The organism is Streptomyces sp. NPDC025784 (genome assembly GCF_055558435.1).
In genome coordinates this window covers 121,079-144,064 of record NZ_JBVHMN010000015.1, presented here as the reverse complement: position 1 = coordinate 144,064, position 22,986 = coordinate 121,079, and the positions used below count along the sequence as shown (strand labels likewise).

The window sequence follows — 22,986 nt, the reverse complement described above, 5'->3', positions numbered from 1 at the left end:
GGTGAACCCCCGTCAGCAGGGCGGCCACCTGCGGGGAATGCGCCTCCCGCGTCATGCGCATCGCCGTCGGGCAGCGGGCCCGACGGGAGGAAGGCGCCTCCACGGGGACGTGAGTCGTCGTCAGGAAGCGGGCCCAGAGCGAGGCAGGCGCCTGACCCCGGACATGATGCGTCGTCAGGAGGGTTGGTCCGTACGGGGGAAGCTCCGTCCACCAGGGGTGGGGATCCGTCAGGAAGCCTGCCGCCGGGCGGGGTACGCGGAGGGACGAGCTCGTTCAGGAGGCGGAGCGGCGCTCGAACACCACGTCGCGCGCGGTGCCCAGTGCCGTCGCCACGGCCCCCAGCAGCACCGCGTCCTCGCCCAGCCGTCCGGGCACGATCCGCGGCCGCAGCGGTGTCAGCGTGCGCAGCGTCTCGCGTATGGGGCGCAGCAGCAGGTCGACGCTGTGCCCCACCCCGCCGCCCAGCACCACCAGATCGGGATCGAGCACCGCCGCCGCGGCCGCCACCGTGTGGGCGATCCGCTCGCCCTCCAGCCGGACCGCGTCGACCGCGGCGGGACTGCCCGCGCGCGCCGCGTCGAAGACCGCCTTCGCGGTGAGCTGCCCGGTCATGCCGAAGTGCCTGGCGGCCTCGACCACGGCCACGCCGGACACCGCGTCCTCCAGCGTCTCCGGCTTCTGCCGGCCCGGCCAGGGCAGGAAGCCGATCTCCCCCGCTCCGCCGTGCGCCCCGGTGAACAGCCGCCCCTCACTCACGACGCCCATCCCGAGACCCGTCCCGATCATGATGTACGCGAACAGCCGGCTGCCCGCGCCGACCCCGTAGGTGTACTCGCCCAGGGCCGCGAGGTTGGCGTCGTTGTGCACCTCCAGTGGGATGCCCAGGTCCTCGCGCATCCGGTCGAACAGACCGGCGCGGCCCCACCCGGGCAGGTGCATCGCGTAGCGCACCCGCCGCTGCGTCTCGTCGTACACGCCTGGCGTGCCCATCACCGCGTGGGCCACCTCGTCCGAGCCGACGCCCGAGCCCGCGACGACCTGGTGGGCGGTGGCGACCACCAGGTCGGCCAGTGCGCCGGAGGTGCGGGCCCGGTTGCGTACGTCGGTCCGTGCGACCACCGTGCCGTCCAGGTCGGCGACCGCGACGCGCAGCCACCCGCGACCGATGTCGATGCCGAGCGCGTGACCGGCCGAGGGGTCCGGGGCGTAGAGGACGGCCACCCGGCCGCGCTCGGGTGCGTGCGTGCCGACCTCGTGGACCAGGCCCGCCCCGGCGAGGGCCGCGAGCGCGCTGGAGACCGTCGGCTTCGACAGGCCGGTCTCGCGGGCGAGCTGGGCGCGTGAGGCGGCGCCGCCGGTGCGCAGCCGGTCCAGCAGCAGGCGCTCGTTGGTACTGCGCAACCGCCTGCGGTTCCAAGGCTGTTCGGACTGCTCTGCGACGTCACGGGCGGGCATCGCACCATTCTCACGCATGCGGGTCACCCTCTTGACGCATCTAGTAAGGCTCCTTAACTTTATCGCCCAGTCAGCGTCGCCGGGCGAGTCGGCGGGAGAACCGGCTCCGGCCGGTGACCCGCCCGTCGATCCGCCCGTCGATCCGCCGTCCTTGATCCGCTCCGCTCCGTCGGCCGCCGACGAGGAGGCCGCCCCCGTCTCTCTCCCGTGCCTCGTCCGAGGAGGACCCATGTCCGGTAGCCCCCCGCCGAGCGGCGGATTCGTCCGCCGCGTCGGCCTGTTCCAGGCCACGGCCATCAACATGAGCCAGATGTGCGGTATCGGGCCGTTCGTGACGATCCCTTTGATGGTCGCCGCGTTCGGCGGTCCGCAGGCGGTCATCGGGTTCGTCGCCGGAGCACTGCTGGCCCTGGCGGACGGTCTCGTCTGGGCCGAGCTGGGCGCCTCGATGCCCGGTTCCGGCGGCAGTTACGTCTATCTGCGCCAGGCCTTCCAGTACCGCACGGGCCGCCTGATGCCGTTCCTGTTCGTGTGGACGGCGATGCTGTTCATCCCGCTGATCATGTCCACCGGTGTGGTCGGCTTCGTCCAGTACCTGGGCTATCTGGCCCCCGGCATGGGGCAGACCACCGGTGACCTCATCGGCCTGTGCATCGTCGCGCTCGTCGTGCTCCTGCTGTGGCGGGGGATCGAGCACATCGCCCGGATCACCGCCGTCATGTGGGCCGTGATGATCACCTCGGTGGTCCTGGTGATCCTCGCCGCGGCCACCGACTTCAGCGCGCACCTCGCGTTCACCTACCCCGCCCACGCCTTCGAACTGACCAGCAGTCACTTCTGGCTCGGCTTCGCCGCGGGCCTGACCATCGGCATCTACGACTACCTGGGCTACAACACGACCGCCTACATGGGTGCCGAGATCAAGGATCCGGGCCGCGTCCTGCCCCGCTCGATCGTCTTCTCGATCCTCGGCATCATGGCGATCTACCTGCTGCTCCAGATCGGTACGCTGGGCGTCATCGACTGGCACCGGATGACCGACCCCTCGGACATCGCCTCCACCTCCGTGGCCTCGGCGGTCCTGGAGAAGACCTGGGGCAAGGGCGCCGCCGACACGGTCACCGTCCTCATCCTCGTCACGGCGTTCGCCTCGGTCTTCACCGGACTGCTCGGCGGCTCGCGTGTGCCCTACGACGCCGCACGCGACGGCGTGTTCTTCCGCCCCTACGCCAAGTTGCACCCCAAGCACCGCTTCCCGATGCTCGGCCTCGCGACCATGGGCGTGGTCACCGCGATCGGCTTCCTCATCGGCCGGCACACGGACCTGGCCACCCTCATCCAGTTGCTGACCACAGTCATGGTGATCGTCCAGGCGCTGGCCCAGGTGGTCGCCCTCTCGGTGCTGCGCAAACGGCAGCCCGACCTGCACCGGCCGTACCGGATGTGGCTCTACCCGGTACCGAGTTTCGTCGCCCTGGCGGGCTGGCTCACCATCTACGGCTACGCGGACAAGAACTCGCCGGGCCGCCACCCGATCGAATGGTCCCTGGCCTGGGTGGCGCTGGGCTGTGTCGCCTTCGTCGTCTGGGCACGCCTGGAGAAGGTGTGGCCCTTCGGCCCGAAGGAGACGAGCGAGGAGTACCTGGCCGCGCCGGCACCGGACGCGGAACCCGCCGGCGCGTGACCCACGGCGTGCCTGCCGCCGTGGGACCCAGGGTGGCCGTGGGCGCGTTGACGCAAGGCGCGCCCGTCGGGGCGTGAAGCAGGGTGCGCCCGTCGGGGCGTGGCGCACGGTGACCGCCGGAGCGGTGGCCCCGGCGGTCACCGTCAGCGCGACGCCTGATCGGCAGGTGGCGGCCGGGCCGGACTCGGCGAGGGCCGGGCCGGCGTTCCGTGCGGCCGGACACGCGACGCGCCGGCGGCCGGAACCGGGCGTGGTGGGGTGCCGGAGGCGGATGGCGGACTGCGCGGATGATCGACGACCTTCCGGCCGGACCGACGGCGCGGCACCCTGCCGAGGAGGACCATGCGCGGGTGCTCGGGGTGCTCGGGGTGCTGGACGCGTGGTGGGGCGGCCTGAAGGGACGGGCGGGTGCGCTCGAACGCGCCCTGCTGCTGCCGCGGTTGTACTTCCAGCACTTCACCGCGACCGGCTTCCTGGTGGAACGCGACGGCGGCGAGGTGGCCGCCTCCATGGTCGGCCTCCTCTCGCAGACCGAGCCCGACGCCGGATACGTGCACTTCGTCGGCGTCGACCCGTGCCTGCACGGGCAGGGCATCGGCCGCGCCCTGTACCGGGCCTTCTTCGCCCTCGCGCGGTCGCAAGGCCGCCGCCACGTGCACTGCGTCACCAGCCCGCAGAACACCGCGTCGCGGGCCTTCCACACCCGGCTCGGCTTCACCGAGTCGGCCGTGAAGGCCGACTGCGACGGCCCCGGACTCGACCGGGTGGCGTTCACCCTCGACCTCGCGGCCGGCCCGCGCCCTCTCTCCCGCGAGTGAGGCCCGCGGGCCCCGTCGGCAGCTGAGACCCGGGGCGCGTCGCGGACCGGATCAGGAGCTCGCGCTCCCGGAGGTGTCGCTCGCGTCGTGGCTCCAGGTCCTCAGGACGACCTCGCGTCCCTTGGCCTCCCGGACCACGGGCCGGTCGTTCGTCAGCGAGAAGCCGGCCGCCTTGGCGACGCCCTCGCTCGCGGTGTTCCCGTTCTCGATGCACAGCACCATGCGCCGCGGACCGACCCGGCGTCCGGCGAAGTCCACCGCGAGCCGCACCGCGCGGGTCGCGATACCCCTGCCCCGGTGGGCGGGCCCCACCCCGTAGGCGAGTTCGAGGTCCCGCTCGTCGACCGCGTTGCGGAACAGCAGGATCTCGCCCTGCGCCTGCCCGCCGTCCGTGGTGATGGCGAGCTGCACCGTCCGCCCCTCGATCCCCTTCTGTTCGGCGGCGGCGAGATAGGCGCTCGCGGCCACCGCGTCGAACGGTGACGGGACCGGCGTCCACCGGTCGATCTCGGGATCGTCGTAGATCGCGACGAGGTCCACCACGTCGTCGTCGGACCACTCGCGCAGCTGAAGCCCCAGCCCGTCGATCAGCAGCGGTCTGGGGAAGTCGAAGGCAGGTCGGTTGTCCATCGGCTGATCGTGCCGCGCCGGGCGGGGCGCGGCCAAGAGGCCTCGCGCGGCGGGGGTGCTCCGGACCTCGCACACCGTGGTCAGGAGGGTGCCCGCAGGGCGGGCGGATCAGGACGCAAGTTGACATGCAAGTACTTGCCTGCATAACTTTGAGTGTGCGATCAGAGAGTGACTCCGAAATGGATCAGGTCTTCAAGGCGCTGGCCGACGGGACCCGGCGGCGACTGCTCGACCGGCTCCACGAGCACAGCGGTCAGACGCTAGGGGAGCTGTGCGAGCACATCGACATGACACGTCAGTCGGTGACGCAGCACCTCGCCGTCCTGGAGGCCGCCAACCTCGTCAGCACCGCGCGGCGGGGGCGGGAGAAGCTCCACTACCTCAATCCGGTGCCGCTCCACGACATCCAGGAGCGGTGGATCGACAAGTTCGAGCGCCCGCGCCTGCGCGCACTGAGCGCCCTCAGACGAAAGGCCGAGGAAGCCATGACCGACAAGCCCGACTTCGTGTACGTCACCTACATCCGGAGCACGCCGGAGAAGGTCTGGGACGCACTCACCGATGCCGACCTGACCGCCCGGTACTGGGGCCACAGCAACGTCTCGGACTGGCGGCCGGGATCCCGCTGGGAACACCGCCGTACCGACGGCTCCGAGGTCGCCGACGTGATCGGCACCGTCGTGGAGAGCGACCGCCCGACACGCCTCGTGACCACCTGGGCCGCACCCGAGGACGAGGGCGACGCGGACCGGTACTCCCGGGTCACCTTCGACATCCAGCCGCACGCCGACATCGTCCGGCTCACGGTGACCCACGAGGACCTCGCCGACGAGTCCGAACTGCGCGACGCCGCCTCGGGCTGGGCGGCGGTCCTGTCCAACCTCAAGTCCCTGCTGGAGACCGGCAGTCCGCTGCCGCAGGAGCCGTGGCTGGTGCCCTGACGCCGACCGGTGCGGACGCGGAGGGGCCGGCCCGCTCGGTGCGGGCCGGCCCCTGATCGTCCGTGGCCGACCTCCGTTCCTCTCCCGTCGCCGGGCGCGTCCGGGAACGTGCCGCCGTCGGGTCGTGCCCGAGAAGGTGCTGCCGTCGGGTCGTGCCCGAGAAGGATCCGTCGCCGGGGCGCACCCGGGACCGCGCAACCGCCGGGTCACGCCCTGGTGTTGGCCCTGGTGGTCGTCGCCGCGCACACGGCGCCCAGCACCACGGCCAGCGCGCCCATGATGATGCTGTTGATGACCACTCCGGCGTCCGGGTTGGTGCCGACCACCCACGGGGAGATGATCAGCCATGCGCCCATTGCGCAGATGGCCCAGCTCAGTCCGTACATCCTTTCCGGCATCATGGTGAATCCGAGGGCCAGCGCGGCTATCGCGATCCCCAGGATCAGGTTGTGGGCCGCCAGCGCCGGCTGATTCGTCGTGTAGTGGAGTATCCACGGGGACACCGCGCAGTACAGGCCGAGCAGGAACACCGGCCCGTCCACGAGCGCCACATCGCGACCACCGAGTACGCGGTCGTACCGAGCCCGCATTTCGGATACGTCGGGGTGGCTGGTGATGTCACCCCTGGTATGCGAGACGTTGGCCATGACTCGTCTCCTTCGATCTCTCTCGATCCCCACGGCCCGACCGCGTCCGGTGCGCATGCGGTAAGTGCCGTTTCGCCCATTCTGCGCTTATTTTCTCTTTATGTGTAGGGCTCGCGGGTCTGGAGGGCCGTGAGTGATGTTCTCGGCTCCCTCGGGCGGGGGGAGGAGAGCCGTCTCAGGGGGCGATGAGCAGGCGTGCGACGGCGCGTCGGGCCCGCGTGGGTGCCTGCGGATCGTGGTGCAGCTGGATCGACTGGTTCGCGGCCAGGGCCACGCCGTTGAGCTCGAAGGCGAGCTGCTCCACATCGGTGCGCTCGGGGAGTTCGCGGTTCTCGACCGCCGTGGTCAGCTCCGCCGTCACATACGCCGACCAGGCGTCGAGCGCGTCGAGCACGCGGTCGCGGACCGTGCCGGGGCGGCCGTCGAACTCGCCGGCCGCCGAGGTGAGGAAGCAGCCCCCGTGCCCCTCGTCCTGCGACATGTAGTCGATCCACTCGTGGAAGGCGCGCGTCAGCCGCTCCGTGCCGGGCCGTGCGCCGACGGCCCGGGCCGGAACCCGCAGCCGGAAGCGCTCCGTCGCGGCGTCCAGTACGGCGAGCTGGAGGCCTTCCTTGCTGCCGAAGTGGCCGATCACGCCGGCCTTGCTCATCTCCAGCTCGGTCGCGAGGCGGCCGATGGTGAGCCCTTCGAGCCCTTCGGCGGAGGCCAGTGTCAAGGCGCTCTCGATGATCCGGTCACGGGTGGCGGCTGTCTCGGCGACGGACTTGCGCGGGCTCATGACATCACTTTAACCTAACGACCGTTCGCTATTAGCTTACGAACGTTCGTTACCCAATTCTCGTCGCCCCGTGACGCCCGCGGCGTCCCCACGCCCTTCGTGCGAGAACGCGTCCGGGGCGGCCGAAAGGACTCATCGTGAAGGTCCACCACCTGAACTGCGGCTCCATGCGGACGATCGACACCGACGACGGGAGCCTGCCCGCGGTGTGCCACTGTCTGCTCGTCGAGACCGACCGCGACGGTCTCGTCCTCGTCGACACCGGCATCGGCACCGCCGACGTGGCGCGGCCCGAGGAGAACCTCGGCGCCGACTTCCTCGGCCGCGCCCAGCCCGTCCTGGACCCCGCCGAGACCGCGGTCCGCCAGGTCGCCGCGCTCGGCTTCCGCCCCGAGGACGTCCGGCACATCGTGCTCAGCCATCTCGACCTCGACCACGCGGGCGGCCTGCCGGACTTCCCCTGGGCGAAGGTCCATCTCTCCGAGGACGAACACCGGGCGGCCATGGCGGCGCCCGGCGCCCACCCCGAGGACCGTGTCCGCTACCGCCCGGCCCACTGGGCCCACCGGCCGCACTGGGTGACGTACGCGCAGACCTCGGGCGACCCCTGGTACGGATTCGACGCGGTGCGGCCGCTGGCCGGGCTGGACGCGGACATCCTGCTCGTGCCGCTCGGCGGTCATACCCGCGGCCACTGCGCGATCGCCGTGGAGGACTCCGGCCGCCGGCTCCTGCACTGCGGCGACGCCTACTACTTCCACCGCGAGATCGACCCCGACGCCCCACAGGGGCACCCCGGCATGGACATCCTCCAGCAGATCACCGAGGTGGACCGGCCGCTGCGCCTCGCCAACCACGCCCGGCTGCGCGAACTCGTGCGGCTGCACGGCGACGAGGTCGACGTCTTCAGCGCCCACGATCCCTGGGAACTGGCCCGCTGCACGGGCTGACGGCGACGTCCCTCGCCCGGCTCGCCGTCATCCGATCGGAGGAAGGTCGCGTTCGGGCAATCCGAAAGCGCCGTAGCTCCGGAACAAGGGGTGAACGCTGATCGGAGCCGGGTGGGAGGACACAGTGCGGCGAGCGTCGAAGAACGCCCCTGACGTGGGCGGGGGAAGCGCGGAGCGGGGACGGCACGACATACGGCGACGTACGGCCGTGGTGGGTTCGGGCGTGGCCGGACTCACCGCCGCCCACGTGCTGAGCCGGGTACGACGCGTGGCCCTCTACGAGGCGGACGACCGGCTCGGCGGTCACGCGCACACCCACGACCTCGCCTCGTCCGACGGGCGCGTGCACCGCGTCGACTCCGGATTCATCGTGCACAACCGGCGCACGTACCCGAACCTGTTGCGGCTGCTGCGCGAACTCGACGTCGCCACCCAGGAATCCGAGATGAGCATGTCGGTGCGGTGCGAGGGGTGCGGCCTGGAGTACGCGGGCGCCCGCGGGCCCGGCGGACTCCTCGCCCGCCCGCGCAGCGCACTGCGCGGCCCCTACCTGCGCATGCTCGCCGAGGTGCCGGTCTTCCACCGGGCGGCCCGCCGCCTGCTCGCCGAGGGGACCGAGGACGCGGGGGACACCCTCACCCTGGGGGCCTTCCTGACGCGCGAGCGCTTCTCGCCCTACTTCGTCGCACACTTCATGACCCCGCTCGTGTCGGCGGTCTGGTCGTGCGACGCCACCACGGCGCTCGACCACCCGGCGGCACATCTGTTCCGCTTCCTGGAGCACCACGGCATGCTGTCGGTCGGCGGCTCACCGGTCTGGCGCACGGTCACCGGCGGATCCCGCTCCTACGTCGACCGGCTGGCCAAACAGCTCGACACCGTGCACACCTCGGCCCCGGTCCGTGCCGTGCGCCGGCACGCCGACGGCGTCGAGATCACCACGGAGGACGGCACCACCGCCTCGTACGACTCCGTCGTCGTCGCCGTCCATCCCGACCAGGCCCTGCGCCTGCTCGCGGACCCGACCGAACGGGAGCGCGAGGTGCTCGGCGCCTTCCGCTACTCCCGCAACTCCACCCTCCTGCACACCGACACCACCCTGCTGCCGCGCGCCCGCCGCGCCCGCGCCTCCTGGAACTACCTGATGCCGTCCTGCGCCGCCGCCGCGGACCGGGTCCGGGTGAGCTACGACATGAACCGGCTCCAGCGCCTCGACGCCCCCGAGACCTACGTCGTCACCCTCGGCGGCGAGGACCGCGTCGACCCGGACCGCGTCCTCGCGCGCATGGAGTACGAACACCCGGTCTTCACCCCGGAGTCCGTCGCCGCCCAGCGGCAACTGCCCGCCCTGAACACCGCGGTGACCGCGTTCGCGGGCGCTTACCACGGCTGGGGCTTCCACGAGGACGGCTGCCGCTCCGGCGTGACCGCGGCCGCCGCGCTGGGGGTGGTCTGGTGATCCGCACCCCCGCGCTCTACCCGTGCACGGTCGTCCACGTCCGCACCGCACCGACCCGCTACACGCTGCGCCACCGCACCTACATGTGGCTCACGGACCCCGGCCATCCCCCCGAACTTCCCTTCCTCCTGCGCCCGTTGGCCCGATTCGACGCCCGCGACCACTTCGACGGCGACCAGCCCACCGTCCGGGCCGGACTGGACCGTTTCCTCGCCGCCCACGGCATCGACCTGCGCGGCGGGCCGGTCGCGATGCTCACCCACGCCCGCGTCCTCGGCCACGTCTTCAACCCGCTGACCCTGTACTGGTGTCACGACCCCGACGGCACACCGCGCTGCGTGGTCGCCGAGGTCCACAACACCTACGGCGAACGGCACTGCTACCTGCTCCGCCCCGACGGCGACGGGATCGCGCACACGCGCAAGGAGTTCTACGTGTCGCCGTTCTTCCCCGTCGACGGCGACTACCGCATGCGCCTGCCCCCGCCCGGCCCACACCTCGATCTGACGATCCGTCTGGAGCGCTCCGGCGGGCGCCCCTTCACCGCGACGCTGCGCGGCACACGACGCGAGGCGACGCCACGCGCGCTGCTCGGCGAGGCGCTACGGCGCCCGTGGTCCACCGTGGCCGTCTCGGCGGCGATCCGCCTCCACGGCATCCGGCTCTTCCTGCGGGGACTGCCCATCCAGCCCCGCCGCCACCGAGATCAGGAGAAAGCGACATGACGACAGCCGAGCCCCGTGCCCTCGCCACGCGGCACGAGGACGCGGACCGTGGCGGCCACCCGGGCCCGGTGACGCCACCGGAGGCATCCCGGGCACGGATCGCACTCACGCGTGCCGTCCTGCGCGGAGCGCTCGGACGACTCCCGCTCCAGGTGCGATGCGACGACGGGACGCGACTGGGCACGGGCGGACCCCGCGTCGACCTCCACGACACGGACGCCTTCCACCGCCGCATCGGCGTGCACGGCCTGGTCGGCTTCGGCGAGTCCTACATGGCCGGCGAATGGGACGCGCCCGACCTGGTCGAGGCCCTCACCGTGCTCGCCGGCCACGCGGCCGACCTGATCCCGGCCCCGCTGCAACGACTGCGCCGGCTGTGGGCCCTGAAGCAGCCCGGCACCCAGCGCAACACACCGGGCGGATCCCGCGACAACATCAGCCACCACTACGACCTGTCCAACGACCTGTTCGCCGTCTTCCTCGACGAGACGCTCACCTACTCCTCCGCCCTCTTCCGGGGCTTCCCCGCCACCTGGCCGACGCTGACCGCCGCACAACACCGCAAGATCGACCGGCTGCTGGACCTCGCCGGGGTCACCGACGGCACCCAGCTCCTGGAGATCGGCACCGGCTGGGGCGAACTCGCCATACGCGCCGCCGCCCGCGGAGCCCACGTCACCACGCTCACCCTCTCCCGCGAACAGCGCGACCTCGCCCTCGAACGCGTGACACGGGCCGGGCTCGACGACCGGGTCGACATCCGGCTGTGCGACTACCGCGAGGCCGAGGGGACCTACGACGCCGTGGTGAGCGTCGAGATGATCGAGGCGGTGGGCGAGGAGTTCTGGCCCGTCTACTTCCGCACCCTCGACGAACGGCTCGCCCCCGGAGGCCGCGCCGCCCTCCAGGCCATCACCATGCCGCACGACCGGATGCTCGCCAGCCGGCACACCCACACCTGGATCCAGAAGTACATCTTCCCGGGCGGGCTGCTGCCCTCCGTCGAAGCCGTCGAGCAGACGGTCCGTGACCACACCCGGCTGCGCGTCACCCGCAGGGACGCCTACGGCGCGCACTACGCCGAGACACTCCGGTTGTGGCGCGAACGCTTCACCGCCCGCACCGACGACGTCGACGCACTGGGCTTCGACGAGACCTTCCGCCGCATGTGGACGTTCTACCTGGCCTACTCCGAAGCCGGATTCCGCTCCGGTTACCTCGACGTCCAGCACTACCTGCTCACCAAGGAGGACCTCAACCGATGACTACCGTCCGCCCCGCCCACGAGGGCACCGCCCAGCGGCTGGCGGCGCTGGCCGAGGACGCGCTCGGCGGCCCGCTGCCCATGCGGCTGCGCGCCTGGGACGGCAGCGAGGCCGGTCCCGCCGACGCGCCCGTGGTGGTCGTCCGCTCGCGGCGCGCCCTGCGCCGGCTGCTGTGGCAGCCCGGCGAACTGGGCCTGGCGCAGGCGTACGTGACCGGTGAGCTCGACGTCGAGGGCGACCTCGCCGACGGGCTGCGCAGAATGTGGGGCGCCGCGCGCGAACGCGGAGTGCACGCGCCCCGCCTCACCGCCGGGGACCGCGCGCGTGCGGCAGCCGCCGTCCTGCGCCTCGGAGTCGTGGGCCCGCCGCCCCCGGCACCCGCGTCCCAGGCACGGCTGCACGGAGGCCTGCACAGCCGGGCCCGCGACCGGGCCGCCATCAGTCATCACTACGACCTGTCGAACGCGTTCTACCGGCTCGTCCTCGACGAGACGATGGCCTACTCGTGCGGCTACTGGACCTCCGACGAACCCGGCTTCACCCCGGCCGACGCCCAGCGGGCCAAACTGGAACTGATCTGCCGCAAGCTGGGCCTGGTCCCCGGCGCCCGGCTGCTCGACATCGGATGCGGCTGGGGCTCCCTCACCCTGTACGCGGCCGAACAGCACAAGACGCAGGTCACCGCCGTCACCCTGGCCGGCGAACAGGCCACGTACGTCCGTGAGCAGGTCCGCGAACGCGGCCTGGAGCACCGGGTGGACGTGGTGTGCCAGGACTACCGTGACATCGACGGAGGCGCCTACGACGCCGTCGCCACCGTGGAGATGGGCGAACACGTCGGCGACGCCGAGTACCCGGCCTTCGCCGCCGCCCTGCGCCGGCTGGTCCGCCCCCAAGGACGCGTCCTCGTCCAGCAGATGTCGCGAGGGACCACCGCTCCCGGCGGCGGCGCCTTCATCGAGGCGTTCATCGCCCCCGACATGCACATGCGCCCGCTCGGGCAGACCGTCGGCATGCTGGAGGACGCCGGACTCGAAGTACGGTCCGCGGAGTCGCTGCGCGAACACTACGTGCGCACGGTCGAGGCCTGGCACCGCACGCTGGAGGACCGCTGGGACGACGTCGTGCGGCTCGTGGGCGAGGAGACGGCCCGGGTGTGGCGGCTGTATCTGGTCGGCGGAGCCCTGGCGTTCGAGGAGCGCCGCATGGGCGTCGACCAGATCCTCGCCGTGCGGCCCACCGCCCACGGACGCAGTGGACTGCCCGCCACCCCGCGGCCCTGGTACACCGGACCGGTCGAGCCGTGACCGGCTTCCCCTGGGGCGCCTTCGCCCAGAATCTGGCCCTCGCGGCAGGCGCCGCGCTCGCCGTCATGCTGGCCACCTTCGCCGTCGCCGTCCGCAAGGGCGTCCACCGCATCGTCGACATCGCCTGGGGGCTCGGCTTCACCGCCGTCGCCCTCGTGACGTTCGCCGCGTCCCAAGGCACGGGCGACGACGGACGCCGGTTCCTGGTGACCGCACTGACCTCGGTGTGGGGGCTGCGGCTCGCCGTACACATCGGGCGGCGGGGCCGCGGCCACGGTGAGGACCCCCGTTACGAGGCGATGCTCGCCAAGGCGCCGGGCAACCGAGACCTGTACGCGCTGTACAAGGTCTACCTGCTCCAGGGAGCCCTGGTCTGGCTGGTCTCGCTGCCCGTGCAGGCGGCCCAGTACGTGCCCGGTCCGCTCACCGCGTTCGCCTGGGCCGGCACCGCGCTGTGGACACTCGGCCTGTTCTTCGAGGCGGTGGGTGACGCCCAATTGGCCCGGTTCAAGGCCGACCCGGCCAACCGGGGCCGGATCATGGACCAGGGGCTCTGGAGCTGGACGCGGCATCCCAACTACTTCGGGGACTTCTGCGTCTGGTGGGGTCTGTACCTGCTCGCCTGCGACTCCGGCGCGTCGGCGGCGGTGGCCGCCGTGTCCCCCCTGGCGATGAGCGGCCTGCTCATCAAGGGCAGCGGAAAGCCCATGCTCGAACGGCACATGGCCGAACGCCCGGGATTCGCCGAGTACGCCGCGAGGACCAGCGGATTCCTTCCCCTGCCGCCGAAGCGGCGTGGGCCTGCGCCCACGCCCCCGAGTTCAACCTGACAGGGCCCCTTCCGGCCGGCCGGCCCCGCTCAGGGGGCGCCGCCCGCCGGAAGGGGGCCGACGGGCGACGCGGGGAAGACCGTCCCGCCCCCGGAGGCCGGAGGGGGACGGGACGGTCAGGCGGGGAAGTCCAGCAGCGCCACCGGCGCGGAGGTCGGTTCGGTCGAACCGCCCGCCGGTTCGACGGTGACGCCCAGACCGGACGCCCCGTCCACGGGGCCGCGCATCAGTACCGCCTCGTCGGTGCGCCCCGGGTCCATCAGCCCGGCCGAGCGCATGCCGCCCCCGTCGTCGAACCACAGCTGATAGACCTTGCCGTCCGGCGGTGCAGCCATCCCCGAGGCGATGAACACGGCCCGGTCGAGACCCTTGGACACCACCACGGTGCCCGTCGCGCCGTCAGCCAGCTTCGCCGTCCGTGTCCGGGCATCCGGGGCGGCCAGCACGGAGGCGAGCTCGTCGCCCTGCCGTTCCGACCGCCGCGCCCGGTCCAGCGCCTCCTCGGCGCGGTCGTGCTGCCACACCGCCACACCGCCGAACAGGGCCGCGGCGGCCAGGCAGGCGGCCGGCACCCAGCGCGACATGCGGTGCGCGCGGGCCGCGAGACGTCCGGGCCGCGCGAGCGGAACCGTGCGGGGAGCCTCCTGTCGCACGGCGGTGATCCGCCGCATGACCTCGGACTTGAGCGCGGGGGCGGGGGACACCGTGACCGCGAGGGCCAGCCGCGCGGCGGCGGCGCGCAGCTCCAGGACCTCCTGCGTGCAGGCGTCGCAGTCCGCGGAATGCGCCTCGAACCGCGCGCGCTCGTCGTCGTCGAGGGCGTGCAGCGCGTACGCGCCGGTCAGAGTGTGCAGATCGGCCGTCCTCACGCCGCCACCCCCAGGCAGTCGCGCAGGCGGATGAGACCGTCGCGCAGCCGGGTCTTGACCGTGCCGAGCGGCAGCGACAGCAACTCCGCCACCTCGCGGTACGTCAGCCCGCGGTAGTAGGCCAGCGTCACCGACTGCCGCTGAAGCTCCGTCAGCGTGCGCAGACAGCGCCGCACCTGCTCGTGCTCCAGACGCGCCTCGACCTGTTCGGTCACCTCGTCGAACTCGGGCGTGCGGTCCAGCAGGGCGGCCCGCTGCTCCCGGGCGGCCGCCGCCTCGACCGAGCGGACCCGGTCCACGGCCCGCTGATGGGCGAGGGTGAGGACCCAGTTCATCACGGAGCCGCGTTCGGGACGGTACCGGGCGGCCGTCCGCCACACTTCGACGAGCACTTCCTGGGCCACCTCCTCCGACTGGGCCCCGTCCCGCACCACCCTCCGCACGATCCCCAGGACCGAGCCCGCCACGACGTCGTAGAGCGTGGCGAAGGCCTCCGTGTCGCCGCGGGCGACGTCGGCCATCAGATCCGGCAGATTCGGTTCCGTAGCCGGGTTCTTCCCGATCTCCACGGCTTCCTTCACGGGGTGGTCCTCCAGGACGGGTGAGCGCGACGGTACGTACGTGATCCGGAACCGGTACGCGGACGGATTGGCCGGATCGGCGCGAAGCTGCGACGGGTTCACCGACGGGCCGTGACAGGGGGCTCAGGCGTCGGGGACGTCCGGGCGGCCGGGCGCGTCCGGTCAGCCGGGCGTCTCCGGCCTCAGACAGCGGCGCAGCTGGTGCAGACCGCGGCGGCAGTGGCTCTTGACGGTGCCCAGCGGCCAGCCGGTGCGCTGGGCGATCTGCGTGTGGGTCAGGTCCTCGTAGAACGCGAGGCGCAGCACGTGCTGCTGCGGAGGGGGCAGCTTCGCCAGCTCGTCCTGCACGAGGACACGGTCCAGCACGGCCTCCGGGTGGGCCGAGGCGCCGTCGGCGCCTGCCGGCAACGAGCCGGCGGCAGCGGCGATCAGTTCGCTGCGGCGGGTGCGCGCGGCCAGCGCGTCGGCGGTCCTGCGGCGGGTGATGCCGACGAGCCAGCCGGCGACGGTGCCACGCTCGGGCCGGTAGCCCTGCCGGCCCCGCCACGCCGCCAGGAACACCTGTTGAGTGACGTCCTCGGCCTCGTGTGTGTCGCCCAGCGAGCGCCACGCGAGGGTGTGCACCAGAGTGCCCCAGCGACGGTAGGCGGCGGCCAGACCGGCCTCGTCACCCGCCACCAGGCGCGCACCGATGGACGCGTCCGCGACCAGGTCGGTCACCACGACAGGCGCGGAGCGTGCCGGCACGGAGGCGATGCCGTTGATCCGCGGGCGCGGAAGCGGAACCACGTCGCGGCGCCCGTCGGACACGATCGGCGGGGCACCGCACGGCTCCGGGATCGGATCTGCGGTCATGGCCGGGGCTCCTCGGTCGTGCGGGGTCGGTCCCGGCCGCGGCCGGGACGGCCGGACCCGTCCGGCACGGGCCGGCGAGTGCCGGCCGCTGCCCCCGGTACGTCCGGATCCCCATCGTGTGAAGCCCACGACCATCCCCACAACTCGCGTCGTTTCTGCGTCGTATAGTCGCCGCATGGGTGACCTGCCACCGGCGGACCGGCACGGACCGGCCGCACAACCCGCCGAACCGGGACTCACCACGGGCGCCCTGGCGCGCCGCCTCGGGGTGTCGCCCACCACCCTGCGCTCGTGGGACCGGAGGTACGGCGTGGGACCGGCGGCGCGCTCCGGCGGGCACCATCGGCGCTGGACGCCGCAGGACGTGGCGATGCTCGAGGAGATGTGCCGGCTGACCTCGGCCGGAGTTCCGCCCGCCGAGGCGGCCCGGGCCGCCCTGGAAGGCGTCGACCGGTCACCGTCCGAGCACGACCGCCCGCCGGCCGACCGCGCGAACGCCGCCCGGCCGCGGTCGCGGGCTCCCGGCGCGCTGCCGCTGGGGGACGCGCGCAAGGAGTGCAAGGGCCTCGCGCGCGCCGCGGTCCGGCTCGACGCACCCGCCCTGGACGACCAGTTGACCGGGCTCGTCACCCGGCACGGCCTCGTCGTGGCGTGGGAGGAGGTGATGGTGCCGACCCTGCACGCGGTCGGCCGCAAGTGGGAGTCCTCCGGGGACCGCTACGTGGAGGTCGAGCATCTGCTGTCCTGGCACATCTCCCGCGCGCTGCACCGTGCCATCGCCACGGTGGTACCCGCGACGCCGGGCGTGGGTCCCGTGCTGCTGGCCTGCGTCCCGGGCGAACAGCACAGCCTGCCGCTGGAGGCGCTCGACGCGAGCCTCACGGAACTGGGCCTGCCCACGCGGATGTTCGGCGCGGCCGTCCCCACGGAGGCGCTCACCGCGGCCGTGCGGCGCCTCGGCCCGGTGGCGGTCGTGCTGTGGGCGCAGGCACGCTCCACGGCCGACCATCCGCTGGCCCGGCATGTCGCGAGCACCAGCTGGGGCGTCAAGGGCGCGCGGTCCCGGCCCACCGTCCTGCTCGGCGGGCCGGGCTGGGCGGGCCGGCAGGTGCCGGGGACGCTTCGCCCGCAGGGACTGAGCGAGGCGCTGGCCACGCTCGCGAGCCTGTACGACTCCTTCGCCGCGCCCGGCGAGAACCGGCCGGTGCCGGTGCCCTGACACGGTTCCCCGGCGTCCTGCCGCCGGCCGCTCACCCCACCGTCGGGGAGGGGGACGGGGAGGCGGCGGCCGACGGGGACGCCGGGGAGGACGGGGAGCCGCCCACGGGCGGGGTGAGCACGACGGTCGGCTCGCCCGGCTGCGGCGCCGGGGGCGTCAGGTTCTGCTGGGGCAGCTTCGGAGGGCTGGTCTCCTGGACCAGCACCTGGCCGAAGTTCACCAGTCCGGTCTTCTCCATCACCGTGATGTGGTCCAGCACGGTGTCGTTGGCCTGGTCGGCGAGCTGCCGTACCAGCGTGTTCCGGGTGGTGGCCCGGATCTTCGCGATGACCGGGAAGATCTGACCGTGCGTCACCCGCAGGATGTTGGCCAGGTCGGTGTCGAACTGCTTGCCGCTGTCGCCGCTCAGCGTCGCGACGAATCCCTGCTGCTGAGGGGACGGCTTGTTCGGCAGCGTGATGCCGAGCTGGGCGGCGACCTTGCGGCAGGTGGCGTCCAGCGCGGCGTGGCCCCTGACGAGGTGCTGACCCGCTGTCCTGACGGCCGGGACGGTGCCCTTCTGCAGGGCCAGTTGCCCGGAGGGGTACTCCCACAGACCGGCCGCGCGCACCTTCACCACGAAGTCACGGTCGGCCTCGGTCAGCGGCCCCGCCGCCGTGTTCGCGATGACGCGGCTCTGGTCGCCTGCCGTCGTCTGCAGGCCGAGCACCGCGGGATAGGCCAGCGCGGCCAGGGTCATGGTCAGCGCGCCGGTCACGAAGAGGGTTCCCACGTTCCGTGCGATGCGCATGAAGCCTCCTGGCCGGTGCGGCGGCCCGGAGCCGGACACCGCGGCCGGCCGCGTCGTGGACCGGTCCGGTGCGGACGGGTCGGGTACGAGTGGTTCGGTCGCCCACCAGTACGGACGGCTGCGGAAAGGAATCCTCTGCCCCCGGTAAAGACCGTCCCCCGATCCGGTCAGAGGCGGCCCCGGGCGTTCTTGAACCGGGCGAGTCCCTCGGAGAGTTCCACCACCGGGTCCGGGTAGTCGTAGGCGGCCCGCTCCAGGCCCCGCAGCCTCCACGGTTCGTGCACGGAGGCGTCCGTGAGGCCCTCCAGCTCGGGCAGCCAGCGGCGTACGTAGGTGCCGTCCGGGTCGTAGCGCTTGCCCTGCACCACCGGGTTGAGGACCCGGTTGGGGCGGGTGTCCGTGCCCGTCCCGGCCATCCACTGCCAGTTGAGCTGGTTGTTCGCGACGTCGCCGTCGACCAGCAGCTCCAGGAAGTACCGCGCGCCGACCCGCCAGTCCACGTACAGCGTCTTGGTGAGGAAGCTCGCGGTCAGCAGGCGCCCGCGATTGTGCATCCAGCCCTCGTGCCGCAGTTGGCGCATCGCCGCGTCGACCACCGGGTAGCCGGTGCGGCCCTGCTTCCACGCCTCGATGTCCTGCTCGGCGCGCGCCCCCGACCGCCAACGGTCGTGCTGTGTGCGGTAGTCCGCGTCCGACGCCGCCGGACGGGCGGCCAGCACCTGGTGGTGGAAGTCCCGCCAGGCGAGCTGGCGCACGAAGGCCGCGGCGCCGGGCCCGCCCGCCGCGCGTGCCCGGTGGACGAGTTCCACCGGCGAGAGCGTGCCGAAGTGCAGGTACGGGGAGAGCCGCGAGGTGGCGTCGCCGGCCAGGTCGTCATGGCGGTCGTCGTACGAACCGATGCCGCCGCGCAGCCACGCCGTCAGCCGCCGCCGGCCCTCGCCCTCGCCGCCCGCGGCCAGCCCTTCCGACACCCCGGCGACCTTCTCGCGGGCGGGCACCTCCTCGGAACCGACGCCGTCCGGCACCCGGACCACCCGGGGCGCGGCCAGAGCCTCCCGCAGATGCTGCTGCGACCAGTGACGGTAGTACGGCGTGAAGACGGCGAAGTGGTCGGAGGCGGCCGGAGTGACATCGCCGGGAGCGATCGCGGTGATCACCGTGTCGTGGACGTGCAGACGACACCCCTCCGCCTCCAGGGCGGCGCGCAGCCGCTCCTCCCTCCGCTGGGCGTACGCGCTGACTCCCGCGGCCATGTGCACCTCGTCGGCGTCCGCCTCGGCGACCACCGAGCACACCTGCTCGACCACGTCGCCCGACCGCACCACCAGACGGCCGCCGCGCTCGCGCAGCCCCGTGTCGAGGTCGGCCAGACAGTCGGCCAGGAACGCCGCCCGGTTGGGGGCGGTGAACCCGGACGCGGCGATGCCCTCGTCGCGCACGAACAGCGGCACCACGGCGGTCGAGCCGTCGAGGGCCGCCCGCAGCGGCGGGTGGTCGTGCAGCCGCAGGTCCGAGGTGAACAGGACGATGGAGAGGGTCATGGCGTTGCTCCGAGTGGGGGCTGCGAGGGGTTCGGCGTTCACCTGCTTCGGTTCGGGCGACGTCCTCGGATGCGGCCGTCAACGTGACATCGCACTGTGTCCCCTGCGCGAGGGAGTCTCCTTGGCCGCCGTCCTGGCGATGTTGCGGGCCATGCCGGCGAAGACGACGGCGTGGAACGGCGACACGCTCCACCAGTACAACTGGCCGAGCAGGCCGTGCGGGTGGAACAGGGCACGCTGCCGGTACCGGGTGCGTCCGTCGTCGGTCACCTCCGCGTACATCTCCAGCCAGGCCAGGCCGGGCAGCCTCATCTCGGCGCGCAGCCGCAGCAGACGGCCCGGCACGATCTCCTCGACGCGCCAGAAGTCCAGCGAGTCGCCGACCCGCAGTCGCGTGGCGTCCCGCCGCCCGCGCCGCAGGCCCACGCCGCCGACCAGCCGGTCCATCCAGCCGCGCACTGCCCAGGCGAGCGGGAAGGAGTACCAGCCGTTGTCGCCGCCGATCCCCTCGATGACCTTCCACAGCGCTTCGGGCGGCGCGTCCACGATGAGTTCGCGTTCGTCGGTGAAGAGGCTGCCGCCGGCCCAGTCTGGGTCGGTGGGCAGCGGGTCGCTGGGGGCACCGGGATAGGAGGCCGACGACCACCGGGTGGTGACCTGGGCGTCCTGCACGCGTTGCAGGGCCAGTGCCACCGCCTCGTCGAAGCCGATCGGCCGGCCCGGCGGATCGGGCACGTAGCGGGTGATGTCGTGCTCGTGGCACACGACCTCGTGCCGCAGCGACTCGGTGAGCGGACGCGCGATGGACGCGGGCACGGGCGTGACCAGCCCCACCCAGTGACTGGAGAGTCCGGGGGTGAGCACCGGCACCGCAAGGATGATCCTGCGGGGGAGCCCGGCGACGGCCGCGTACCGCCGCATCATGTCCCGGTACGTCAGGACGTCCGGACCGCCGATGTCGAAGGCACGGTTGACGTCGGAGGGCATCCGGGCGCTGCCGACGAGGGTGCGCAGCACGTCCCGTACGCCCATCGGCTGGATGCGGGTGTGCACCCAGCTCGGCGTGACCATGATGGGCAGCCGTTCCGTGAGGTAGCGCAGCATCTCGAAGGAGGCCGAGCCGGAGCCGATGATCACCGCGGCGCGCAGCACCGTGGTCGGCACCCCCGACTCCAGCAGGATGCGGCCGACCTCGGCCCGGGACCTGAGATGCGGGGAGAGCTCCTCCTCCGGCACCCCCGCCGGCGTGAGGCCACCGAGGTAGACCAGGCGGCGCACTCCGGCCGCACGCGCCTGCTCGGCGAAGATCAGGGCCGCCTTGCGGTCGGTGTCCTCGAAGTCGCGGCTCGAACCGATGGCGTGCACGAGGTAGTACGCGACGTCGATGCCGCGCATCGCCTCGGCGACGGACCCGACGTTCGTGACGTCGCCGCGCATGACGTCCACGTCGCCCGCCCAGGGGTGGTCACGCAGCTTGTCGGGAGAGCGGGCCAGGCAGCGCACATGGTGCCCCTCGGCCAGCAGCTCGGGTACCAGTCGTCCGCCGATGTAGCCGGTGGCGCCCGTCACCAGGCAGTTCAGCCCGGTGCGGGCGTCGTCGTCGCTCATGGGGTCCCTCCGTCACTCCGGCTCGCCGCCCCCCTTCCGCACTCTCCACCGATCTCTTCCACGCGAGCGGCACCGGCGGATGCGAACGGCGGATCTTCGCACGATCGATGGGACATGTCCGCGGAAAACGCGGGCAAGCGGAGGTCATGGGACTCGTCGGCCCGAGTCCGAGGCCACAGGTGGAGGTGTCTGCCGGTATGGGTACGAAGGTGCTGGAGCGATTTCCTGCCGGAGCCCCGCGTGGATCCTGGACCGCGGAGGAGTACGCGGCCCGGCGCCGCACCGAGGGCGTCCCCGCGACCGTGGTCATGGATCTGAAGACGGACGCGTTCCTCGTGGTCGTCCCCGCCGGGGACGAGGACTGACCTCGCCCGTGCGGGCACGGGGCGGGCTCAGCGGCCCGCTCCGTCGCCGACCGGTTCCAGCGACGCGCCGGTGTCGAGGCGTGCCGTCACCCGGGTCCGGGCGTCCCGCGCGGCGCGGACCGCGAGCGTCCGACCGTTCGCCCGGGCGGTCACATCCCCGCTGACGTCGATCCGGGTGACCGCGCGGCTGCCGGCCGCGAGGAGATACCAGTGGCCCGCGCCAGGCGGTGGCCCGCCTGCACGACCACACCGCGTGCCCCCCGCCCTCCGGCAGGTACTGCTCGGCGAAGTCCCAGGTGTTGACCGCCCGTACGCCGCTCCCGCGCAGGTCCTCGAGCCCACAGGCCAGGTGTGCCCAGGCGAGCAGGGCGGTCGCGCCCGTCGCCTCCCTGGGCTGCCGTGCCCGGGCAGCGGGGTGTACGTGAGGTGCACGGGCGACAGCTCACCCAGGTCGGTCAGCAGGAAGGCGTGTTTCTCCGCGATACGGGCGGACGAACGCAGCTACAGGACGGGACGGTGGTCGCAGGCCGTGCCGCCCGTCGGGGCGGGCACCGGCGCGGTGATCCCGTCCCGGGCCACGTCGAGCGGGTGTGCGGGCGAGTCGGGGTCGAGCAGATCGCGCGTCCCCGCTTCGGCGACCCACGGGGCGAGCAGATGCCGGACGCCCTTCGCGTCGCGCGCGACGAGCACGGCCGCGGCGGTCGTCACGTCCGCGTCGTCGGCGCGCGCCAGGACGAGTGTGCCCTCACCGGGTGCGCCGAGCGGCTCGCTGTAGCGCACCACGCGTTCGCCGTCGTGCAGCAAGACCACCGTGGTGCCGTCGACGTCCCCCGCGTAGAGCAGTCGCGGTGCCCGCGGGGGCGGGTCCGTGGGTGCCGGCCGTCGTGTCGTACCGGCCGTGCGAAGGGTGGGCCCATGCGGACAGCGCCCGGGTCAGGAGGTCGTCGTCGTGGGTGCGGTCGCTGCGCGCGGGCCAGGCGGTGAAGTCGATCCGCGCCGTGCGGGTCCAGGCGTCCCCGGTCGTGCGGACCAGGTCCGCGGGGCGGGGAAGTCCCGCGGGCACGTCGTCGCGAGGCCCTGACGGACCGGATTCTGTCCAGGAGAACGCGAGGAGTACGGCCGTGATGACGACGGCCGTCAGCGCGGCCCACAACAGGTGCACGCGGCGTCTGCGGCGCAGCAGGTCGGTGGGGCGCGTCTGCACCGAGCAGGCGTCGAACTCCCGCGATGCGAGCAGGGTGCGCGCCGCCGTCCCCACGGTCTCCTGGAGCCGGGTCGCCGACCGCAGGGCGCTCGCGGGGTCGGCGACACCGGCGGTGCGCGGCAGGGCCTCGATCGACGCGTCGGGCAGCCGGTCCACCTGGCGCAGCACGAACGCGGTGCGCGCCGCGGCCGTGGTACCGGCGACCGCCTGCCCCAGGGCGATCTCGTCGGCGCCGCCCGCGCGGGGAAACAGCCGCAGCCCCCACACCGCGGGCAGCACGGGCAGCAGGGTGCGCGGCGGAGGCAGCCGGCGGGGGCCAGCCGCGGGGCGGCCGGGCGTGTGCCAGGGGGGAGCACACCACGCGCGAGCGCAGCCGGTCCTTCTCGGCGACGGCCGGCCGTGTCCTCCGTGTCTTCGTCCCCCGTGGTGCCGGAACCCGGGGAGCGGACCTTCCGCGGGAACCC

23 protein-coding genes are annotated in these 22,986 nt (G+C 72.9%); 11 read left to right on the top strand and 12 right to left on the bottom strand.

Translation table 11 applies throughout. The features are described 5' to 3' along the window. Positions 1-274: 274 nt before the first annotated feature. The gene (locus ACZ4IF_RS30170) at positions 275-1,474 is read right to left on the bottom strand and encodes an ROK family protein (RefSeq protein WP_467568380.1); all 1,200 of its coding nucleotides are present in this window, start codon (positions 1,472-1,474) and stop codon (positions 275-277) included. Between the two features lie 211 nt (positions 1,475-1,685). Here ACZ4IF_RS30170 and ACZ4IF_RS30165 point away from each other — a divergent pair, with 211 nt between their 5' ends. Both ACZ4IF_RS30165 and ACZ4IF_RS30160 read left to right on the top strand, forming a co-directional pair. Further along, positions 1,686-3,140, top strand: a complete 1,455-nt coding sequence (locus ACZ4IF_RS30165; protein WP_467568378.1) for an APC family permease — start codon at positions 1,686-1,688, stop codon at positions 3,138-3,140. A gap of 287 nt (positions 3,141-3,427) precedes the next feature. Beyond that, positions 3,428-3,958, top strand: a complete 531-nt coding sequence (locus ACZ4IF_RS30160; RefSeq protein ID WP_467568376.1) for a GNAT family N-acetyltransferase — start codon at positions 3,428-3,430, stop codon at positions 3,956-3,958. 51 nt (positions 3,959-4,009) lie between these two features. On the opposite strand, the gene ACZ4IF_RS30155 is transcribed toward ACZ4IF_RS30160, so the two are convergent. Then, positions 4,010-4,588 (bottom strand): GNAT family N-acetyltransferase, encoded by a 579-nt coding sequence (locus ACZ4IF_RS30155; RefSeq protein WP_467568374.1) that lies wholly within the window; start codon positions 4,586-4,588, stop codon positions 4,010-4,012. Positions 4,589-4,767: 179 nt separating this feature from the next. On the opposite strand from ACZ4IF_RS30155, the gene ACZ4IF_RS30150 reads away from it, so the two are divergent. After that, positions 4,768-5,529 carry an ArsR/SmtB family transcription factor gene (locus tag ACZ4IF_RS30150; protein ID WP_467568372.1) on the top strand — a complete coding sequence of 254 codons (762 nt, stop codon included), beginning with the start codon at positions 4,768-4,770 and terminating at the stop codon, positions 5,527-5,529. 206 nt (positions 5,530-5,735) lie between these two features. On the opposite strand, the gene ACZ4IF_RS30145 is transcribed toward ACZ4IF_RS30150, so the two are convergent. Both ACZ4IF_RS30145 and ACZ4IF_RS30140 read right to left on the bottom strand, forming a co-directional pair. After that, positions 5,736-6,176, bottom strand: coding sequence for an SPW repeat protein (locus ACZ4IF_RS30145; RefSeq protein ID WP_359490410.1), 441 nt, complete (start codon positions 6,174-6,176; stop codon positions 5,736-5,738). A gap of 175 nt (positions 6,177-6,351) precedes the next feature. Beyond that, positions 6,352-6,954, bottom strand: a complete 603-nt coding sequence (locus ACZ4IF_RS30140) for a TetR/AcrR family transcriptional regulator (protein WP_467568370.1) — start codon at positions 6,952-6,954, stop codon at positions 6,352-6,354. A gap of 137 nt (positions 6,955-7,091) precedes the next feature. On the opposite strand from ACZ4IF_RS30140, the gene ACZ4IF_RS30135 reads away from it, so the two are divergent. From ACZ4IF_RS30135 to ACZ4IF_RS30110, 6 genes are all read left to right on the top strand, one after another. After that, positions 7,092-7,904: an MBL fold metallo-hydrolase gene (locus ACZ4IF_RS30135; protein WP_467568368.1), complete on the top strand. Its 813-nt coding sequence runs from the start codon at positions 7,092-7,094 to the stop codon at positions 7,902-7,904. Positions 7,905-8,058: 154 nt separating this feature from the next. Next, positions 8,059-9,363 carry an NAD(P)/FAD-dependent oxidoreductase gene (locus ACZ4IF_RS30130; protein WP_467568577.1) on the top strand — a complete coding sequence of 435 codons (1,305 nt, stop codon included), beginning with the start codon at positions 8,059-8,061 and terminating at the stop codon, positions 9,361-9,363. Continuing rightward, positions 9,360-10,088, top strand: a complete 729-nt coding sequence (locus ACZ4IF_RS30125; RefSeq protein WP_467568366.1) for a DUF1365 domain-containing protein — start codon at positions 9,360-9,362, stop codon at positions 10,086-10,088. The genes ACZ4IF_RS30130 and ACZ4IF_RS30125 overlap by 4 nt, the downstream gene beginning before the upstream one ends. Then, a complete protein-coding gene (locus ACZ4IF_RS30120; RefSeq protein ID WP_467568364.1) occupies positions 10,085-11,353 on the top strand; it encodes a class I SAM-dependent methyltransferase in 1,269 nt (422 codons plus the stop codon). The genes ACZ4IF_RS30125 and ACZ4IF_RS30120 overlap by 4 nt, the downstream gene beginning before the upstream one ends. Continuing rightward, positions 11,350-12,660 carry a class I SAM-dependent methyltransferase gene (locus tag ACZ4IF_RS30115; protein ID WP_467568362.1) on the top strand — a complete coding sequence of 437 codons (1,311 nt, stop codon included), beginning with the start codon at positions 11,350-11,352 and terminating at the stop codon, positions 12,658-12,660. The genes ACZ4IF_RS30120 and ACZ4IF_RS30115 overlap by 4 nt, the downstream gene beginning before the upstream one ends. Continuing rightward, positions 12,657-13,490 (top strand): DUF1295 domain-containing protein, encoded by an 834-nt coding sequence (locus ACZ4IF_RS30110; RefSeq protein WP_467568360.1) that lies wholly within the window; start codon positions 12,657-12,659, stop codon positions 13,488-13,490. The genes ACZ4IF_RS30115 and ACZ4IF_RS30110 overlap by 4 nt, the downstream gene beginning before the upstream one ends. Positions 13,491-13,606: 116 nt before the next feature. Here ACZ4IF_RS30110 and ACZ4IF_RS30105 read toward each other — a convergent pair whose 3' ends face one another. The 3 genes from ACZ4IF_RS30105 to ACZ4IF_RS30095 all read right to left on the bottom strand — a co-directional run bounded on the left by ACZ4IF_RS30105 (position 13,607) and on the right by ACZ4IF_RS30095 (position 15,795). Then, positions 13,607-14,359 carry an anti-sigma factor gene (locus ACZ4IF_RS30105; RefSeq protein ID WP_467568358.1) on the bottom strand — a complete coding sequence of 251 codons (753 nt, stop codon included), beginning with the start codon at positions 14,357-14,359 and terminating at the stop codon, positions 13,607-13,609. After that, the gene (locus ACZ4IF_RS30100; RefSeq protein WP_467568575.1) at positions 14,356-14,940 is read right to left on the bottom strand and encodes a sigma-70 family RNA polymerase sigma factor; all 585 of its coding nucleotides are present in this window, start codon (positions 14,938-14,940) and stop codon (positions 14,356-14,358) included. Before ACZ4IF_RS30100 ends, ACZ4IF_RS30105 begins: the two co-directional genes overlap by 4 nt. Positions 14,941-15,102: 162 nt before the next feature. Further along, a complete protein-coding gene (locus ACZ4IF_RS30095) occupies positions 15,103-15,795 on the bottom strand; it encodes a sigma-70 family RNA polymerase sigma factor (protein ID WP_467568356.1) in 693 nt (230 codons plus the stop codon). A gap of 175 nt (positions 15,796-15,970) precedes the next feature. Here ACZ4IF_RS30095 and ACZ4IF_RS30090 point away from each other — a divergent pair, with 175 nt between their 5' ends. Then, positions 15,971-17,014, top strand: a complete 1,044-nt coding sequence (locus ACZ4IF_RS30090; RefSeq protein WP_467568354.1) for a MerR family transcriptional regulator — start codon at positions 15,971-15,973, stop codon at positions 17,012-17,014. 31 nt (positions 17,015-17,045) lie between these two features. Here ACZ4IF_RS30090 and ACZ4IF_RS30085 read toward each other — a convergent pair whose 3' ends face one another. The 3 genes from ACZ4IF_RS30085 to ACZ4IF_RS30075 all read right to left on the bottom strand — a co-directional run bounded on the left by ACZ4IF_RS30085 (position 17,046) and on the right by ACZ4IF_RS30075 (position 20,953). After that, positions 17,046-17,804, bottom strand: coding sequence for a DUF4142 domain-containing protein (locus ACZ4IF_RS30085; protein WP_467568352.1), 759 nt, complete (start codon positions 17,802-17,804; stop codon positions 17,046-17,048). A gap of 167 nt (positions 17,805-17,971) precedes the next feature. Beyond that, positions 17,972-19,345 carry a cryptochrome/photolyase family protein gene (locus ACZ4IF_RS30080; protein ID WP_467568350.1) on the bottom strand — a complete coding sequence of 458 codons (1,374 nt, stop codon included), beginning with the start codon at positions 19,343-19,345 and terminating at the stop codon, positions 17,972-17,974. Positions 19,346-19,423: 78 nt separating this feature from the next. Beyond that, positions 19,424-20,953: an SDR family oxidoreductase gene (locus tag ACZ4IF_RS30075; RefSeq protein ID WP_467568348.1), complete on the bottom strand. Its 1,530-nt coding sequence runs from the start codon at positions 20,951-20,953 to the stop codon at positions 19,424-19,426. A gap of 197 nt (positions 20,954-21,150) precedes the next feature. On the opposite strand from ACZ4IF_RS30075, the gene ACZ4IF_RS30070 reads away from it, so the two are divergent. Beyond that, complete coding sequence (locus tag ACZ4IF_RS30070) at positions 21,151-21,318, top strand: hypothetical protein (protein WP_179332286.1); 168 nt, start codon at positions 21,151-21,153, stop codon at positions 21,316-21,318. A gap of 501 nt (positions 21,319-21,819) precedes the next feature. Here the strand turns inward: ACZ4IF_RS30070 and ACZ4IF_RS30065 are convergent. Together ACZ4IF_RS30065 and ACZ4IF_RS30060 are read right to left on the bottom strand one after the other, a co-directional pair. Further along, positions 21,820-22,101, bottom strand: coding sequence for a hypothetical protein (locus ACZ4IF_RS30065; RefSeq protein ID WP_467568345.1), 282 nt, complete (start codon positions 22,099-22,101; stop codon positions 21,820-21,822). Beyond that, entirely contained in the window at positions 22,064-22,801 is a 738-nt protein-coding gene (locus tag ACZ4IF_RS30060; protein ID WP_467568343.1) for a hypothetical protein, read from the bottom strand. The genes ACZ4IF_RS30065 and ACZ4IF_RS30060 overlap by 38 nt, the downstream gene beginning before the upstream one ends. Between the last annotated feature and the right edge of the window lie 185 nt (positions 22,802-22,986).

What these genes read in the sequence shown, in the direction of transcription:
- ACZ4IF_RS30170 (WP_467568380.1), bottom strand. Translation starts at nt 1,474, where the DNA reads ATGCGTGAGAATGGTGCGATGCCCGCCCGTGACGTCGCAGAGCAGTCC.
- ACZ4IF_RS30165 (WP_467568378.1), top strand. Translation starts at nt 1,686, where the DNA reads ATGTCCGGTAGCCCCCCGCCGAGCGGCGGATTCGTCCGCCGCGTCGGC.
- ACZ4IF_RS30160 (WP_467568376.1), top strand. Translation starts at nt 3,428, where the DNA reads ATGATCGACGACCTTCCGGCCGGACCGACGGCGCGGCACCCTGCCGAG.
- ACZ4IF_RS30155 (WP_467568374.1), bottom strand. Translation starts at nt 4,588, where the DNA reads ATGGACAACCGACCTGCCTTCGACTTCCCCAGACCGCTGCTGATCGAC.
- ACZ4IF_RS30150 (WP_467568372.1), top strand. Translation starts at nt 4,768, where the DNA reads ATGGATCAGGTCTTCAAGGCGCTGGCCGACGGGACCCGGCGGCGACTG.
- ACZ4IF_RS30145 (WP_359490410.1), bottom strand. Translation starts at nt 6,176, where the DNA reads ATGGCCAACGTCTCGCATACCAGGGGTGACATCACCAGCCACCCCGAC.
- ACZ4IF_RS30140 (WP_467568370.1), bottom strand. Translation starts at nt 6,954, where the DNA reads ATGAGCCCGCGCAAGTCCGTCGCCGAGACAGCCGCCACCCGTGACCGG.
- ACZ4IF_RS30120 (WP_467568364.1), top strand. Translation starts at nt 10,085, where the DNA reads ATGACGACAGCCGAGCCCCGTGCCCTCGCCACGCGGCACGAGGACGCG.
- ACZ4IF_RS30115 (WP_467568362.1), top strand. Translation starts at nt 11,350, where the DNA reads ATGACTACCGTCCGCCCCGCCCACGAGGGCACCGCCCAGCGGCTGGCG.
- ACZ4IF_RS30095 (WP_467568356.1), bottom strand. Translation starts at nt 15,795, where the DNA reads ATGACCGCAGATCCGATCCCGGAGCCGTGCGGTGCCCCGCCGATCGTG.
- ACZ4IF_RS30090 (WP_467568354.1), top strand. Translation starts at nt 15,971, where the DNA reads ATGGGTGACCTGCCACCGGCGGACCGGCACGGACCGGCCGCACAACCC.
- ACZ4IF_RS30085 (WP_467568352.1), bottom strand. Translation starts at nt 17,804, where the DNA reads ATGCGCATCGCACGGAACGTGGGAACCCTCTTCGTGACCGGCGCGCTG.
- ACZ4IF_RS30080 (WP_467568350.1), bottom strand. Translation starts at nt 19,345, where the DNA reads ATGACCCTCTCCATCGTCCTGTTCACCTCGGACCTGCGGCTGCACGAC.
- ACZ4IF_RS30075 (WP_467568348.1), bottom strand. Translation starts at nt 20,953, where the DNA reads ATGAGCGACGACGACGCCCGCACCGGGCTGAACTGCCTGGTGACGGGC.
- ACZ4IF_RS30070 (WP_179332286.1), top strand. Translation starts at nt 21,151, where the DNA reads ATGGGTACGAAGGTGCTGGAGCGATTTCCTGCCGGAGCCCCGCGTGGA.